Below are 15,855 nucleotides of genomic sequence, written 5' to 3' on the forward strand. Positions count from 1 at the left end.
CGTATTTTGTATAATAGAGAATACGAACGCCTGTTCTCTTTGGGCGAGTTGATGAAAAGACAGTGGAAGGAAGACTATGCTTAGTTTTATTCATGCCGGGGATGTTCATCTGGGCAACCCCTTTACCGGATTGAGCCAAAAGCTGAGCCCGGACTTTCAAAAAAAGGTTCAATTGGCGACTTTTACGGCGCTGAACCGCTTGCTTGAATTTGCGGTTGACCAAGAGGTTGATCTGGTTTTATTCCCAGGTGACCTGTACCACGGTGCCGACAATTCACCACTTATTCAGGAGCACTTAACGAAAGTCTTGACGCAGTTGAATCAGGCTGGCATTTGGTCCGCCATTTCCTTTGGAAACCACGATTTCCAGCAAGGACAGCAAGTCCATCCAACTTGGCCAGAGCGAGTTTTGGTTTTTGGCCCGGAAGTTGAAACAAAGACAATTACGACTAAATCAGGTGCAAAAGTTTCCATTTCAGCCTTTTCCTATACGAATCAACACCATCGTCAGTCAGCTTTGCCGAGTTATCCGGTCAAGCAGGCTGGAGTTGATTATCATTTAGGGATGTATCACGGCGTGGTTGGCCAGGAAGGTGAGAACTATGCGGCCTTCTCATTAAAGGACATGATGGCAAAGGGGTATGATTACTGGGCCCTTGGCCATATTCATGTTCGTCAAATTTTGAACCGTAACCCTGTAGTTGCCTATTCTGGTAACCTCCAGGGTCTCAACCACAATGAGACTGGCGAAAAAGGTTTTTTCCTAGTGTCCGACCAGGATGGTCAAGGTCTAGTACCGGAGTTTTATCCAGTTGCGCCTGTTTTATGGCAGCAAGTCGAAATCTCGAACTGTCCTGATTTGGTAACTTTGCAGGGCCAGTTAAATGCTTACCGCTGGGAACAGCCAACCTTGGTGATACTAGAATTAACCGGGCAGGTTGGTCCGGATATTCAAGCTGCCGCGCGCTTTGGAACCTTATTGGAAACCTTACAAGCTAGCCGAAAAAGTACTAGTGACTACTGGCCGGTCAAAGCTCAGGTTGTGACAAAGGCTGCTAATCAGAAACATTCACGTCCAGGATTGCCAGCTGATGTTGACCTACAGGCAGCCATTCGCCGGGTCGTCCAGGCAGACAGTATTGGGCAGTGGCTTTCTGATCAGGCTCCGACGTTTATCAGAGATTATTTTTATTCAGAAGAGGGGCAGGCCGACTTAGCCGACCGTCTTTACCAGGACCTAGTGGAAGGAGGCCAGGATGAAGATTAAAACTATTCATATTTCTGGTTTCGGCCGTTGGTCAGATTTAACACTAACTGATTTGGCCGACTTTCAGGCTTTTTTTGGTCAAAATGAAGCCGGAAAATCGACCCTTAAGGCTTTTATCTTGGGCGTTTTTTTTGGCTACAAGGCCCGAGCTAGTCAAAAATATGAACCACGGTCGGGAGCGGCATATGGTGGCTACCTGGACTTAGAAATCAGTCAGCAAACCTATCGTATTCAACGAATGAATCGAACACAGTCGGAGTTAACGGTCGTTAACTTGGCGGACGGTCAGGCTCTGGCTGATGGCGAAGAATTTTTAACCCAACTATTTGGACCACTGAGTCGAGTGGACTATGAGCAGATTTTTGCCTTCGATGCCAAAGACTTACAGTTAGTCAATCAGTTGACGGGTCCTGATTTGGAAAAACACTTGTTGACCTACACGCAACCGCGGGCGTCAAAGTGGTTAGCCTGGGCAACTGACCAGCAAAAAGAGGGGAGTCAACTCTTTACTAAACAAAAAACAGGTAAGCGCCCGCTGAACCTAGCAAGTCAGGCTTACCAGCACCAGCAGGAAAGCCGCTTCGATCTGGCACAATCATTAAGCCAGTATCTTGAAAAAGGCAATCAGGTGGAAGGCCTACAGAAACAAATTGCGGGCCAAGACCAACAATTAGCAGTGACTAAGGAGCAATTAATAACGGCTCGGGATTTGTTGTCCTATTGGGAGCTTTATCAAGAAGCACTGGCATTGGAAGCCGCGGGGGCTGATGGTGGGCAGCAAGTCAACCGTTCCCAACAAAAAATTAGTGCCGCGGATCAGGAACAGTTAAAGCAATTAGCCCTGCAACTCGACTGGCTGAACCAGCAACTAGAGGAGGCCAATGAACGTCGAGCTAAACTTAAAGATAGTCAATTGACTAGCCTTAATCAGGCCGAAGTTATGGCCGTGCTGGAGAAATTGACCGAAACCAGCCAATCTCTCAAGGGAGTACTGGGACAGATTCATAGTGCCGACCGGCAAGTTGAAAAGTTTAAACAACAATTTCGTGGGAGAGCACCAGAACCGCTTAATACCGCTGATTTCCGTCTTCTTCAGGAACAAAATTATTGGCTTGGTGGAGCAGCGGCCAGTGGGGTGCTGTTAATCGGATCCTTTTTTCTACGATTGGCCCTACCGGTTGAAGTTCTTTTAGCCGCTGCCACTTTCGTCGCTGGCTATTTAGCCAAAGGTCATCATGACCGAGTTGCCGCAGTGATGGCTCCCTTTGCACCCTGGGATAAGGAAACGATTCTGGCAGGCCAGTACGCTGCCACGTTGGCTCAAGATGCTAAAAAGTTGTCTCGTGACCTAGGCCGTCAGACCCAGAGGTTAGCCAGCCAAATCAGTCACCACTTGAACCAAATTGACGCCAAGCGCTTTACCCATCTCCATGAATCAATGGAAGATAATTATCAAGATTTGCTGGCGGCCGTCGATCAGGCCAGTCAACTGTACGGCTTGGATCCGGCTGTCGGCTTAAAGCGCCGGGTAGAAAAGGATCATGTGGCCGACCTTGAACACCAACTTTATCAAGAACGTGATCAAGTGCAGGCACAGATACAAAAAATTTTGCAAGAAAACAGGTTAACCTCACTTGGTCAGTTGTCCACTGCTTTAGCTAAGCAAAATGACCGAGATAAGAACGACCAGCGCCTGGCTGATTTATACCAACAGATTGGTGCAGACCGTCGTCAACGTTTGGTCAAATATCGAAACCGTCCTGCCTTAGAAAAGGCAGTAACGGATCTGGTAGAAAACCAAAAGCGCCTTGAGTTTGCTCAAGACCAGGCTAACCAGCAAGTCCAAGCCCTGCAAGTTGACCAGGCTGCCTTGGTTTCTGAAACCCAGTTTCAGGATTTGACCCAGGCGGTGGCTAACCGGGCGGCACGCTTGACCGAAGACTTTGGTCGATACCTAGAAAAGTCGCTTTTACCGGCTTTGATTCAAACTATTTTTAATGGTCAGGACCAAGCTTTGAGCAGTCGGGTTCAAGATCAAGCGGGAACTTACTTGCAGCGTTTGACCCTGGGCCACTACCCAAAAATGCAAATTACGGAGAAACAGGTCCAAGTTTTTGACCGAAACAATCAGTCCTTCACTTTGGCTGAGTTGTCGACCGGAGCTGCAGACCAGGCTTATTTGGCTGTTCGCTTGGCCTTGATTACAAGTTTGCAGTTAACAGAAGGCTTGCCAATCCTAGTTGATGATGCCTTTGTAAATTTTGATGAGAACCGTCAAGCGGAAGTGCTATCCTTATTACAGGACTTGGCGCAAGACCGGCAAGTTCTTTTTTGGACTTTTACCGGTCAGCAAGTAGCCGACCAGCAGATTAATTTAGGAGAGATAAATGGCTAAGTTATTATTACAGTACCGCGAAAATGATCCGGTTGATGCCTTTGCCTTGTTAAAGAAGGCTGAAGTTCGTCAAACGAAGACTGGCAAGGATTATTTGGCTTTGACCTTTGCCGATAGGTCGGGTGATATTCCTGGAAACCTGTGGGATGTGACTAAAGAAGGCATTGAACAGTTTCAAGCTGGCCGAGTCGTTAAGGTTACGGGTACTCGGTCAGCTTTTAAAGGCAACCCGCAAATTCAAATCAGTCAACTTCGTTTGACTGATAATGGTGAACCTAGTTCAGCAGCAGATTTTATCAAAAGCGCCCCTGTTAAAAAAGCTGATTTAGAAGCAGAGCTAACGGATACAATCTTTAAGATTACTCAGCCAATATGGAACCGCTTAGTTCGCCAATTGTTCAAGAAGTTCCACGATGACTTTATGGAATTTCCTGCTGCCAAGACGAACCACCATGCCTTTGCTCGTGGCTTGGCCTTTCATAGCCTGTCAATTGCGCGCTTAGCGGAAACGGTTAGCGATCTTTATCCTCAGTTAAATAAGGACTTGTTGCTGGCCGGTGCGCTTTTGCACGACTTGGGCAAGGTGATTGAGCTTTCAGGACCGGCCTCAACGGAGTATACTCGGGCCGGCAAGCTGATCGGCCATATCACGCTGATTGACGAGCAACTGGTTTTAGCAGTCAATGAGCTGAAGATGGATTTGAATCAGGAGGATGTTCTGATTTTACGACACGTTGTGCTGGCCCATCATGGTCTTTTGGAGTATGGATCACCCGTTCGCCCCCAGATGATGGAAGCCGAAATTCTGCATCAGTTAGATGAGATGGATGCTTCAATTCAAATGCTGACGGGTGCTATGGAACAAACAGAACCTGGTGAGTTTTCCAAGCGGATTTTTGCCATGGATAACCGGGCCTTTTACCGTCCGGAAGGTGTTCAAAGAGCAGAGGGGCCAACGGATGACGATTTGCCACCGCTACCACCAGAAGACCCTGAAGCGGGGTCGCCAATTGACCCAACGGCGCTGTTCTGAATTTTAAAAAGGGTGTGGGTAAATCGGTACCAAGTGAAACCTGGCCAGATGTTCATGCGTGTTTAAGCAAGTTTTGCCAAAGGCTTCGTGTGTCCGGGAAACTCTTAATGAAGCGGGGCAACCAAGTGCTCTTACAAGCTACAACACTAAAAAAGAGGATTCCAATCGGAATCCTCTTTTTGTTTGTAAACTATCACTGATTGATTAAACGCCGGCAGTTAAGTAACCTGACAAGGCATTCTTCAAATCAGAATCTTTGATGGTGACATCGTTCTGACGGAGAATTTTACCAACAATCTTTTGAATTTCAGTTGAGTTGTTTGAATCGTTCAAGAAGTCGCTGATCAACTTATCTTTCAACTTTTGTTCAACCTTGCTCTCGGCGGGCTTACTTGCCATATTATCAGTACGGACAACGTAGTAGTTTGAGCCAGATGAAGGCTTAACTGGTGATGATGAATAAGTACCGTTATCCTGGTTAAAAGCGGCCTTCCGAATTTCAGAATCAACTGTCGTATTTGTTGAATCAAAGGCAGGCAATTGACCGGACTTATTGACTTGGGCGTTCTTTGATGAATACTGCTTGTAGACATCATCCCATGAAGTTCCGTTGTTCAAGGCATCGATTGCCTGTTGAGCGGTATCCTCGTCTTTGGCTGTAATCAAAGAAATTGTAGTATCAGGGACGTAGTTGTTATAGGCGTCGTTTAACTTATCCTTTGAGATCTTATAGTTGGCCTTAACGGCTGCGTTCATGACAAGCTTTTCACGCAATGAATCCTTGTACTGAGTGTCTGTCAAACCTGATTGTGACAACATTGAAGCAAATGAATCGCCATATTGAGCCTTGGAAGTCGTGTAGGCATTGGTAACATCTGATTTTGAAACCTGTGAGCCGTATTGTTTTTCCAAGACCTTATCAATCACCATTTGGGCGAAGACTTGCTTACCAGCAGACGAGGACTTGACCTTGTCGTAATATTCTTCTTGGGTAATCTTACCGGCATCGGTTGTGGCCAATGTCTTTGACGTTGACAAACCGAGATAGGCAACGCCAGCAATAAAGACGATGACGATGAATCCCCAGATAACTTTGCGGTGCATAAAATTAGTTTCCTTCCGAATTGAAATAATTGATACGAAGACTATTCTATCACAGTTTCGAATGGTTCGACTGAGTTGTCTTCATTTTTTCCTGAACATCTTTGATGCGATCGAGGTGAACTTGGTTCTCATATTGGGTGCGCTTAGCTGCCCGTTTTAGTTCTGCTAAATCAGCCTGGTTTGCTTCGAGCGATTGTGTCAAGACGGTGACCTGTTTTTTTGCCTTCTGACTAAGGCGTAAAATCGTCTTAAATTCTTTAAGAGTTGCTTTTACTCGTGCAAATGCCATGATTTACTCCAATTCTTTCTTAATATTTTGAGCTAGTTCCTCGTAGCGATTTTCATCGTACTGGTCGGAGTTATCGATCGTCGGTGCCAGGGCATCATTTAGCCCGTCACCATCACGACGGGGAATCAAATGCCAGTGAGAATGGATGACGGTTTGACCAGCGGAAGGACCATTGTTAGATGAGATATTGATGCCGGTAATTGTCTTATCGGCAGCCTTGATGGCACGAGCTAAGGCCGGTAACTTCAGCAAAACCTTTTGGGCAATGACATCATCGTAGGCGAAGATGTCATCGACGTGCTTTTTGGGAATTAAGAGCGTGTGACCAGGGGTAACCTGGGAAATATCCAAAAAGGCGAGTAAGTCGTCGTCTTCATAGACTTTATAAGAAGGAATTTCTCCTGCGATGATTTTGTCAAAAATATCTGCCATAATGGCCTCCTTTTTCCTGTGTTTCTTTATTTTCTATTATAGCAAAATTCAGGTAAAACAACCGTTATCAGACTAGAACCTGGTATAATAAAGGCTATGGGACTATCAATTAAAAAATTATATGGGGGCTACGCTGGTCAGGATGTCTTAAAAGACGTCTCCATCACGGTACCAGATGGGCAAATTGTTGCATTAATCGGCTTAAATGGGGCCGGAAAATCGACTACCTTCAAGCACGTTATTGGAGAACGTCCAATTCGATCAGGTAAGGTTGTTTTCAACGAGGTGGACCTTGTTGAAAATCCAACTGCCTTTAAGGAGCAGTTAGCCTATATTCCGGAGCAGCCGATTCTTTATGACGAGTTGACCCTAGCGGAACACATTCATCTAATGTTGGCTAGCCACGGCCTCGATGACCAGGAGCATTGGCATCAGGCGATGGCTTTGTTGGTAACCTTTCGCTTGGATAATAAGTTACACTGGCTACCCAAGCATTTTTCCAAGGGCATGCAGCAAAAGGTAATGTTAGTGGCGGCTTTTAGTCTTAAAGCGCCATTAATGGTCATCGATGAGCCATTTCTTGGTCTGGACGTTTTGGCTCAAAAAGCTTTGGTTCAACTCATGGAGGAGCGAACCAAGGCAGGCGGTGCAATCCTTTTGACGACACATTTGCTGTCCTCAGCGGCAGCCTTTGTCGATCAATTTGTCTGGTTGGACCAGGGCGAGGTTCGAGAGCAGGCAAGTCCCGCAGAATTAGCGGCTGAACACCAGATATCCTTAGTTGAAATGGATGAACTCTTTTCATGACGGCGGCCACTAAGAAACTTGACTTAAACCGGCTTTACAAGGACCGGTCAGCGGTTATGAATCGGCAAAATCAACGTTACCTTCGCCTGCTGTTTAACGATCATTTTGTCGTCTTTCTGTTAATCATAATTGGGGCGGCTATCCTGTCGTTTCAATTATTAGCTCAGCAATCCCTGGAAACACCAATTGCTTTTTTACCATCCTATTGGCAGTTGGGACTCATTTTTTGGTTAGTTTTGGCTCAACAGTTCGGTTCTTTTGTGACTTATCTTAAGCCGGCCGACCGGATTTTTCTATCGGCTGGAGATAACTTTCTGACGAAAACTTACCTCAACCAAGCTTGGCGCCGGTCCTTCATCTTGGCAGCCGGTTGGCAGATTGCTTTTCTTGGTCTTGCCTGGCCAGTAATGAATCTTATTGGTCTCGGCAATCCTGTTGATTGGTCGCTATCCTTGCTGACAATGGTAGCCAGTAAGGCCTTTATGCTTGTTCAAGCCCTTGATCGCCATGAGCGGGGAAATACTTGGACCGGTTTTGATCAAACACGAGCAAGTTGGCTAATTCGCCTCGCTATGCCGTTTGTTTTGGCTTTTTCGATTGTTTTGTTACCTCATTCATGGCGACTCTGGGTTCTGGCAGGATTTATCGTTATTTTGACTGTGGCTGCTTTGACCTGGTTTTTTCAGCACCAACAAGCTCGGCGCACAATCGATTGGCATGTTGCTTTGACCACAAGCCAACGGCATCTTCAAGTTGTTTGGCAGTTTTACGGTCTATTTGCTCAGGTACCAAATCAGGAGGGAACGGTCAAACGTCGTGCGTACTTGGATAACCTTCTCGGCCGATTTTCTTTTCAAAAGGAACCGGTGCGTCGACTGTTCTGGATTAAGCTCCTACGCGGTGGCGATGAGTTTGTCTTAGTTCTGCGCTTGGTCATAATCGGAATGATTTTACTGGTGGCTTTACCTAAAGATGGTTATTACTTGCAGGCGGCAGGAATGGTTTTGTTGGTTTACTTGATTAACTTTCAGTTACTTCCTGTCTTTGAAAAAACGCGGGCAGTGCTGTGGACTCGGTTAGCCTTTGCAGATAAAAAGCAGCAAGAAAAAACCTTTTTGGTTGTCCTCACCGAAATTACTAGTACTGTTATTGGTTTGACCTTCTTGGTCATGTTGTTGATAGCCGGTCCTGCAGCTGCCTTAGCCGTTTTGATTGGTGGTCTACTTTTAACCTTGGTTCTTTATGGACTTTGGCTGCCAAAAACTTTGCACAAAAAGAATTAAAAGGAAATACTTATGCATTTACGTTCGAAACCATGGGCCAAGCCTTGGCTTGAAGCTCATACAGATTTGGTTATTGACCAGGAACAAGCACAAAAGTTGCGTGGTCACTGGCAAGAAATCTTTGACCAAGACCAACCAATTCACGTTGAAATTGGGTCAGGAAAGGGCCAGTTCATTATGGAAATGGCCAAGAAGAACCCGCAGATTAACTATATTGGGATGGAAATTCAAGAAACGGCGGTGGCGATTGCGGCCCGCAAGTCTTTTGAGGCTGTTGGCGTTTTGCCAAACTTGCGTTATCTTTACGGTAACGGTTCAGGAGTGGAAACTTATTTTGAGAAGGGTGAAATCCAAAAGATTTACCTGAACTTCTCTGATCCATGGCCAAAGTCACGACATGAAAGCCGTCGTTTGACTTATAAGACTTTCTTGTCTTCTTATCGGGCAGTTTTGCCAGAGGGTGGGGAAGTCGAATTTAAGACTGATAACCGTCATCTTTTCGAGTATTCTTTGGTTTCTTTCATGGACTTTGGAATGCGCTGGACGCCAGAAGACTATAGTTTGGACTTGCATGCTGATGCTGATAAGGTCGCCGGTAACGTTGAAACGGAATATGAACAGAAGTTCATGGCCTTGGGCCAACCAATTTATAAGGTGAAGGCTCATTTTTAAAGAAGTAGCTAAAAAGGCCGGAAGGCCTTTTTTAGTGGATTAGTATTAGTATTTGTCAAAAATAGCTGAAATGTTGAGTCGATCTAAATACTTAAAAATCCATTTGTACAGGTGATCAAAGACTGAAGCCGACAGCCAAGAGATATAAATGTCACGGTTGATCTAACAGGTGTCAGCCGGGCAATAGTGATGGATAAAATTTGTTAAAAAGTCTGTGCCATTGATTTCACAGGTGGTGTTAAAACTATCGAAAAAATTAGGTTAGATTTAATAATATAAAAAATCCTCTTATGGACTTTGATTGTCAGGAAGGGTTGTCTTCAATCGATTTGCTCGTAAGAGGATTTTTTATTAGTGATTTGCTCTGTTAAAGAAAGTTTCTAGTGTTACGGAATCCGTCAATGGCCAGCTTTGCTGAAAGCTGGTCAGGGAAACGTTGAACATGGAGGTTAATGATGTCAGAGTTAGCAAAAAGTTCGACCCGTTGAACGAGGTAGTGGGGCATGTCGACACCGGTTGTTAATGAAATGATATCACCGCGACTAGGAGTGATAGGAAGCTTGACATCCGTTTCAACACGAGCTGAGGCAAGAATGAAATTATATTGAACCATTAACTTTTCCTTTCGTAGCTTTAATTTATGAATTAAAGCTGTTAATGCATTGAACTACTCTCATTGTATTTGTTTTCGAACGGAATGTAAAACGTTTTCAGCAAGCAATCACTATTTTTAATCCACAGATTGATTAGCGATTTTGGACCAGCCCTTTGGACTGAACATGGTGTTATCAACATGTTTTGAATTGTTGTTTGAATGAAATTTATAGCTCCGAATGATTTGCTCGACCTGGTAGGGACAAGTCTAAAACACCGAAGTTATCTGCGTTTTTTGGCCAACGATAGCGGTTGCTTCACCATTATAATCAAAATAGACACGCTCGTTGCCCAATTGACGCCAACGTCTGCGTGAATTTTCAGGTGCTAAATCTTGGTCATGCTCATGCATTCGTTCTTGAATCCAGCAATTTAAGCCGGAGTCAATTCTGGTAGCAAAATTACCATAGGCATTTGATGAACTAACAATGCCAATGACTTGGTTGAACGAATTGAGCAGTGGGCCACCACTACTACCATGTGACCAATTTATATTCGTTGTTAATAGCTGACGACCGGTGATGGCTGAAACGGTACCGTAATCAGCGTACATACGATCATCCTGGTTCTCCGGTTCATTCATATTTCCAGGACCAAGTGTTGCCGGGAAGCCAATGGCTGAGACAATGGAACGGTTTATGTCTTGCGGACGAAATTCACCTAGCGGTAGTATCGGCGCACCTTGTACGGGTTGATTTAAGTGGATTAATGCAATATCGTTATCACCAGCATCACCATTGGGTCGAAGGGCAGCCTCGAAGTATTCTGCCGGAATAGCAACTGTTTGACCGTGATAATGCCAACTGAATGGGTATCTTTCGACTGTTGAGCCAGATTCCCCGCCATAGGCCGGCCGAATTGATAGCGCGCTGGGATTAATTAACTGTTTGGGCCAGTCTGAAAAGGTTGTTCTGTCACTTTCATCACGTTGACGTAAAACAACGTGGGCGGCGGTTAAAACAGTGTCGGGGGCAATCAACACACCATTAGCCGAATCACCCGTTTCGCCATCAACGATAAATACGACTGAGGAAAAAGGCGACCGTCTTGTATCTGGAACTTGACCTTTTTGAAACTTAGCTGTATCAAAAACATAAGCAGATGCCTGATTGTCCGTCAGTTGCATGCCGAGTAACGTGGCTAGGGTCAAAGTGGCCAATTCGCCCCATTTTTTAATATTATTCATGAGTTCTCCTTTACCGAACGTTAGTGTGACACAGTTTGTATGATAAAAAACTACCGAAGAAGTGGATGTCATCGTAACGAAAACTGTTTGCGGAGGGCTGCTGGCCAAGCTTTGCTTTTAGTTAAGTTGACTAGATTTTGTACAAAATTTTTTGCTTTTTTCATCCAAGCACCTCCTTGGGTGTCCTTAATATAGCACATCCCTAAATCAGGCGTAATCGTTGTTATGAAAGGCTTTTGAAGGGGGATTGGCTGAAAAATAAGCGCTTTTTACCTGTTGAAATCAGGTTCATATTATTTTATTTTGGAATAAATTGAAGGTGGGGACAAAGATACGCATTGTTGGTAGCTAACTGGGTACATTTGATTCAAAAGTGATGTTTCGAGGGCATAAAAAGAAAAAGCCAACCATGCTTGAGATAATTCTTGCAGTAAGTGCACTACTACAAGCTATTGCTCAACTGATTAGCTCTTTAAAAAAATAAGAAGTGAGGCCCGCAAGGGTCTTCTTCGTGTACGCTCGTTTTAACATCTTTATGAAAAATAATAAACCTTCATTGGTAGGCTGGACGGCTTTAGTGCTGTTGGTAGTTTCGTTACTAATATCAATTTATGGTGTAATTAAATGACAGATAAAAAAGTAGAGCGACCAGCAGAGTATGAAAGCTCAACGACTGCGCAAAATGAAACAAACAAGCGCTGGGCTGAAAAGAACAAAGAACACAAAAAGGATCTATCGTATAGAACCGATTCACGATCGTTCATTCGCAAGTTAGCAACAGAAGACGACTTCAATGAGTTAGAACAACTTATTCAGGAAAGGCGAACCAACGTAAGCTATGATTGATAAATTGTGATTAAGCGTGACAATAAAAAAACACCCTAGTCTCTTAATTAAGATTGGGGGTGTTTTTTAATGTGTTAGTTCTAATTGTCGTGTAAAAGTCGTGTGGATAAGTTAAAAACGTTGATATATCAACGTTTTCGATGCACTGAGGGGACGTATTTGATGTTTTGATGCAAATGCCTATCTAAAGCCGTTATGTTTACAAACGTTGATTTAAAGGCGTTTATAAGGTGTTTTTTAAAACGTGTTAAAACGTGTTAAATACAAGTTAAACGATTGTTTTTAAAAGGTTGTCCCCCATTTGTCCCCCATTATTTATTGAGTATATTTAATTTGTTCAAAGCTTTTAAATTTTCTTCGCTTCGTTTGTCTTCAAGAAGATGAGCATAAATTCCGAGAGTGATGTTTGTGTTAGCGTGTCCCAAACGTTCACTGACGTATTGAACCGAAATGTCATTAGCCAGTAGATAACTAGCGTGAGTGTGACGCAAACCGTGGAAGGTGATTTGTTTTGAATTATCTTTTTTCAAATAATTTTTTAAGGTATGATTGCAGGCAGCACTTGTGGATGGATAACCATTTATCCCTTGAAAAACGAACCCATCACCGAACTCCCATTTCTTGAATAAGTCTACTAAATCATCAGGCATCGATATGGTTCGAACGGATGATTTTGTTTTAGTTGGCTTAAACTCGTGGCTGATTTGGTCCCACGTTTCCACAATACTGATTGTTTTGTTGTTTAGGTCAACGTTTTTTGGCCTTAATCCAGCTATTTCAGCGTATCTCATGCCAGTCAGACAGGCGGTGATTATCATGTGTGCAGAAATTGAGTTGCTTTGTTTAGCACGTTTTATTAGCTTTTGAAATTCATCGTTTTCAAGGAATTTCATCTCAGCTGTCTTACTTTCAACTTTGCCAGTATTGTAGACGTTGCGAGTAAAATCACGAGTTGTATAGCCTTCGTCAAAGGCGTAACGACCGAACTCTGAGATAATATTATTCACTCGTTTGGTTGAAACCTTAACGTGTGTCTGGCCGTATTTATTTAGCAATTCTTGGAAGTCTGATGAACGAATATCTGACACTAATTTATCGGGCCACTCTTTTTCAACTAACTTCAGCACGGTATTGAACCATAGTTTTGTCGAACGGGCTATTTTTGGCTCTTTGAAAATTTGATACCATTTAAGCATCGTTGGATAGAATAGCTTTGCTGTCGTTGATAATTCGCCAGAATATTTTTTAGATTCTGTTAGGTTTGCCCATTTTTGAGCTTCAGATTTTGTTGTAAACCCAGATTTACGTTTTTTCTTTCGAACACCATCAACACGATAGACAATTTCAACTGTCCAATTGTTTGATCGTTTGTAAATACTCGCCATAAGTGTTCCTTTCCTAAAATTGGCACAAATAAAAAAGCCTAGGGCTTAATCATTAGTGAATTTTAATTCTGATAGGTCAACTGTTACTCCAAATTTTCCATATCCTTCTTTTATCTCTGCTTTTACAATGGTTTCTTCATCAAGTACTAAACCGATTCCCTTTGGTAAGTAACCAATTCTTCCGCTTCTTGATATGCGTGCTCGCTCCGGCGTTTCATATCTTGAGTATACGGCAATAGCATTTGGGTCAACTTTATTATCCGGGTCTGGTACAAGTGAAAGAAAAATATCATGCTCAGTATATCCTCCAGTATTCCAGAGACCACCTTTGTCTTTCACAATATTTCTAAGTATTTTGTCAGCATCGGTATATGTAGTGCCGACAACTTTTACTTTTCCTTTGTTTGACACGTTTGTTTTTGGCGAACTGTTAACAGTTGATTCGATGTGGTCAAATGAATTGAAACCTAATATTTTTGGTTTGGTTTTTTCTCTTTCAAAATCTTTATCTTCATTATCAGATTCTTCATTTAAGGGATGATAGCTGTTATTATTTTCTTTTTTTAACCTACGCTTTTCTTTTTGATCAGGGCTTAGGTATCCAATAAGGAAAAAAGATCCTAAGATAACCATTATTAGAATTCCCCAAAAACTAAAAATGAAAGATACAACCCAAAATAAAAAGACCAATAATATCAGTAAATAAATAAACGGCATATTTTCTCCTTAAAACTGCTGACTGTATTCAGTCTCTACATACTCTTCTAACCATGATGGAATCTTATAAACTTCCATGAACGTTTGAACGCTAGTCGGTCGTTTAATGCCCATCAACATATCAATAGCGTGTTTGTGCATCTCATATTCTTCGCCACGTTGGAAGTAGGGGCTAAATCGATACACAGCGTTAGGTAAATTATTACCATACATAATATGGCTTAATTCATGAGCCAAACGAAAAGCATAACTAGACTTTTTATAAGCCGGATTCATGAAAACAATCTTGTTATCCGGCATTGATGTATCAGAGTCATCATCATCTAGGCTGTCAACGTCAACGATTGTAATAGTGTTTTGTTTTGCTATTTTTTCAAGCGAGTATATGATTTCTTCCACTTATTTACCTTTCTTGTCAGCCATGATAAAACGGGCATATTCTAACAACTTTTCTCGTGTTTCGTCAGAAACGGGCTTACCATCGAAAGCCATGATTAATGTATCGTCAGCAATATCAGTTGTTTTATCTTTTGAGTCGTAACTATTCATTTGATTAGTACGGCCTAATAGGTAGTCGGTAGATACATTCAATACGTCGGCAACCTTCTGTAAATTATCAGCTTTTGGTGTCGATTTTTTCCAACCGTAAATAGCTTTATTGCTCAATCCTGCTCTGTCATTAATACTATCTATTGATAGTTTTCTGAGTTCTGCAACTCTTTTTATTCGTTCAAAAACCACTGTCATATCAACGTGTCCTATCTTAAAACATAATAAAAGTTTGGAAAAAAGAACAAAAGTGTTGACTTGTTGATTTTATCCAACTATACTATGTCTTGTAAGTTAATTACGCAAACAAAAAACAATTAAAACTAAAGTGTCTTGGCGGGCTACTAAAGGTTATAACAGGTCTTTTGTTATGCATTTACTTTGTCATTATAGTTGGTTTTATCCAACTTGTAAAGTAAAACTTACAAACATTTGTTACTGAAAGGAGAGAAGAGGAGATGAAACTTTCAAAAGCTTTATGCCTATTGTTTAAAAGCAAAAAAGGTGTGCAGATATTTGAAAAACGGAAAAGCTATGAGCCTGGTTATGAATTCGAAATTACCCATGTTTACGCCAAAACAAAAAGGCATCCGAAGATGCCTGATGATTATGTTGTAGTAGTTATCCCAAAGTAAAAAGAAAGAGAAAACGTATGAATTTAATTAAAGCAGTTAAAAAATGTCGTAGTGGTAAACGAGGCTTTCAACTTAAAGGTTACCCAACCGATTTTATTTTTGTTCCTGATTTGATGTCTGGCGGAAGTATTTTATTTCGAAATCAAGATGGTTCGTTTATTGAAGCGCCAAATCAAGCAGATGGTCCAGCATTGTGGAATCCAACCGTTAGTGATTTTGAACGAAAAGACTGGGTAATTGTTGAATTTAAAAACCAGCTCCCTAAGCGGAAACTGGTTAAAAATTACAAACAGTTAAATAACCCACATAATCATCAGTTTTCAAACTGAAAGTCTTTTGAAAGTGATACGGCAGTAATCTTATTGCTTCCCGGAATACCTTCAACACCAATAATACGAACAATCGATTTTACAGCCGAATAGAATGCAGGACTATCATCAAAACACTTCATATCTGAACAAACAACAGTGGTTGGTAATCCATTCTTCTTGGTGGCATCAATCAATTCAAGAATAATTGATTTTTCGTAGTTCATAACAATTCTCCTTTCAATTTACTAGACAAATGAGTCAGTAGTTAAAGGATAGCAAAAACAGAAAGG

19 protein-coding genes are annotated in these 15,855 nt (G+C 42.4%); 9 read left to right on the top strand and 10 right to left on the bottom strand.

Annotated elements, in window-relative coordinates; translation table 11 throughout:
- Window positions 1–76: 76 nt before the first annotated feature.
- The 3 genes from M3M36_RS06630 to M3M36_RS06640 are packed head-to-tail and all read left to right on the top strand — an operon-like array spanning window position 77 to window position 4,695.
- Window positions 77–1,267 (top strand): metallophosphoesterase family protein, encoded by a 1,191-nt coding sequence (locus M3M36_RS06630; RefSeq protein ID WP_252773786.1) that lies wholly within the window; start codon window positions 77–79, stop codon window positions 1,265–1,267.
- Window positions 1,257–3,662, top strand: coding sequence for an AAA family ATPase (locus tag M3M36_RS06635; protein WP_252773787.1), 2,406 nt, complete (start codon window positions 1,257–1,259; stop codon window positions 3,660–3,662). The genes M3M36_RS06630 and M3M36_RS06635 overlap by 11 nt, the downstream gene beginning before the upstream one ends.
- Window positions 3,655–4,695 (top strand): 3'-5' exoribonuclease YhaM family protein, encoded by a 1,041-nt coding sequence (locus M3M36_RS06640; RefSeq protein ID WP_252773788.1) that lies wholly within the window; start codon window positions 3,655–3,657, stop codon window positions 4,693–4,695. Before M3M36_RS06635 ends, M3M36_RS06640 begins: the two co-directional genes overlap by 8 nt.
- A 204-nt stretch (window positions 4,696–4,899) precedes the next feature.
- Here M3M36_RS06640 and M3M36_RS06645 read toward each other — a convergent pair whose 3' ends face one another.
- The 3 genes from M3M36_RS06645 to M3M36_RS06655 are packed head-to-tail and all read right to left on the bottom strand — an operon-like array spanning window position 4,900 to window position 6,520.
- A complete protein-coding gene (locus tag M3M36_RS06645) occupies window positions 4,900–5,799 on the bottom strand; it encodes a peptidylprolyl isomerase (RefSeq protein WP_252773789.1) in 900 nt (299 codons plus the stop codon).
- A 49-nt stretch (window positions 5,800–5,848) separates the two neighbouring features.
- Window positions 5,849–6,088, bottom strand: a complete 240-nt coding sequence (locus M3M36_RS06650) for a hypothetical protein (protein WP_252773790.1) — start codon at window positions 6,086–6,088, stop codon at window positions 5,849–5,851.
- A gap of 3 nt (window positions 6,089–6,091) precedes the next feature.
- The gene (locus tag M3M36_RS06655) at window positions 6,092–6,520 is read right to left on the bottom strand and encodes an HIT family protein (protein WP_252773791.1); all 429 of its coding nucleotides are present in this window, start codon (window positions 6,518–6,520) and stop codon (window positions 6,092–6,094) included.
- A 96-nt stretch (window positions 6,521–6,616) separates the two neighbouring features.
- Between M3M36_RS06655 and M3M36_RS06660 the strand changes: the two genes are divergently transcribed.
- From M3M36_RS06660 to trmB, 3 genes are read left to right on the top strand one after another with little or no spacing between them, the layout of a single operon-like run.
- On the top strand, window positions 6,617–7,327 hold the full coding sequence (locus tag M3M36_RS06660; protein WP_252773792.1) for an ABC transporter ATP-binding protein: 711 nt from the start codon (window positions 6,617–6,619) through the stop codon (window positions 7,325–7,327).
- A complete protein-coding gene (locus M3M36_RS06665) occupies window positions 7,324–8,610 on the top strand; it encodes an ABC transporter permease (RefSeq protein ID WP_252773793.1) in 1,287 nt (428 codons plus the stop codon). The genes M3M36_RS06660 and M3M36_RS06665 overlap by 4 nt, the downstream gene beginning before the upstream one ends.
- 12 nt (window positions 8,611–8,622) lie before the next feature.
- Complete coding sequence (trmB, locus tag M3M36_RS06670; protein WP_252773794.1) at window positions 8,623–9,282, top strand: tRNA (guanosine(46)-N7)-methyltransferase TrmB; 660 nt, start codon at window positions 8,623–8,625, stop codon at window positions 9,280–9,282.
- Between the two features lie 367 nt (window positions 9,283–9,649).
- Here the strand turns inward: trmB and M3M36_RS06675 are convergent, their stop codons facing one another.
- Both M3M36_RS06675 and M3M36_RS06680 read right to left on the bottom strand, forming a co-directional pair.
- On the bottom strand, window positions 9,650–9,895 hold the full coding sequence (locus M3M36_RS06675; protein ID WP_252773795.1) for a hypothetical protein: 246 nt from the start codon (window positions 9,893–9,895) through the stop codon (window positions 9,650–9,652).
- Between the two features lie 249 nt (window positions 9,896–10,144).
- Window positions 10,145–11,122: a trypsin-like serine peptidase gene (locus M3M36_RS06680; RefSeq protein WP_252773796.1), complete on the bottom strand. Its 978-nt coding sequence runs from the start codon at window positions 11,120–11,122 to the stop codon at window positions 10,145–10,147.
- Window positions 11,123–11,746: 624 nt separating this feature from the next.
- Here M3M36_RS06680 and M3M36_RS06685 point away from each other — a divergent pair.
- Window positions 11,747–11,968, top strand: coding sequence for a hypothetical protein (locus tag M3M36_RS06685; protein ID WP_252773797.1), 222 nt, complete (start codon window positions 11,747–11,749; stop codon window positions 11,966–11,968).
- A gap of 311 nt (window positions 11,969–12,279) precedes the next feature.
- On the opposite strand, the gene M3M36_RS06690 is transcribed toward M3M36_RS06685, so the two are convergent.
- The 4 genes from M3M36_RS06690 to M3M36_RS06705 are packed head-to-tail and all read right to left on the bottom strand — an operon-like array spanning window position 12,280 to window position 14,817.
- Complete coding sequence (locus tag M3M36_RS06690; RefSeq protein WP_252773798.1) at window positions 12,280–13,353, bottom strand: site-specific integrase; 1,074 nt, start codon at window positions 13,351–13,353, stop codon at window positions 12,280–12,282.
- Window positions 13,354–13,398: 45 nt separating this feature from the next.
- Window positions 13,399–14,070, bottom strand: coding sequence for a hypothetical protein (locus M3M36_RS06695; RefSeq protein ID WP_252773799.1), 672 nt, complete (start codon window positions 14,068–14,070; stop codon window positions 13,399–13,401).
- 9 nt (window positions 14,071–14,079) lie between these two features.
- Window positions 14,080–14,469 (bottom strand): ImmA/IrrE family metallo-endopeptidase, encoded by a 390-nt coding sequence (locus M3M36_RS06700; RefSeq protein ID WP_252773800.1) that lies wholly within the window; start codon window positions 14,467–14,469, stop codon window positions 14,080–14,082.
- On the bottom strand, window positions 14,470–14,817 hold the full coding sequence (locus M3M36_RS06705) for a helix-turn-helix domain-containing protein (protein WP_252773801.1): 348 nt from the start codon (window positions 14,815–14,817) through the stop codon (window positions 14,470–14,472).
- Between the two features lie 260 nt (window positions 14,818–15,077).
- Between M3M36_RS06705 and M3M36_RS06710 the strand changes: the two genes are divergently transcribed.
- Both M3M36_RS06710 and M3M36_RS06715 read left to right on the top strand, forming a co-directional pair.
- Complete coding sequence (locus M3M36_RS06710) at window positions 15,078–15,254, top strand: hypothetical protein (protein ID WP_252773802.1); 177 nt, start codon at window positions 15,078–15,080, stop codon at window positions 15,252–15,254.
- A gap of 17 nt (window positions 15,255–15,271) precedes the next feature.
- Complete coding sequence (locus M3M36_RS06715) at window positions 15,272–15,583, top strand: hypothetical protein (RefSeq protein ID WP_252773803.1); 312 nt, start codon at window positions 15,272–15,274, stop codon at window positions 15,581–15,583.
- Here M3M36_RS06715 and M3M36_RS06720 read toward each other — a convergent pair.
- On the bottom strand, window positions 15,568–15,789 hold the full coding sequence (locus tag M3M36_RS06720) for a hypothetical protein (RefSeq protein WP_252773804.1): 222 nt from the start codon (window positions 15,787–15,789) through the stop codon (window positions 15,568–15,570). The genes M3M36_RS06715 and M3M36_RS06720 overlap by 16 nt on opposite strands.
- Window positions 15,790–15,855 lie beyond the last annotated feature (66 nt).

The sequence above is a fragment of the Fructobacillus americanaquae genome (genome assembly GCF_024029775.1).
Taxonomy (GTDB): domain Bacteria; phylum Bacillota; class Bacilli; order Lactobacillales; family Lactobacillaceae; genus Fructobacillus; species Fructobacillus americanaquae.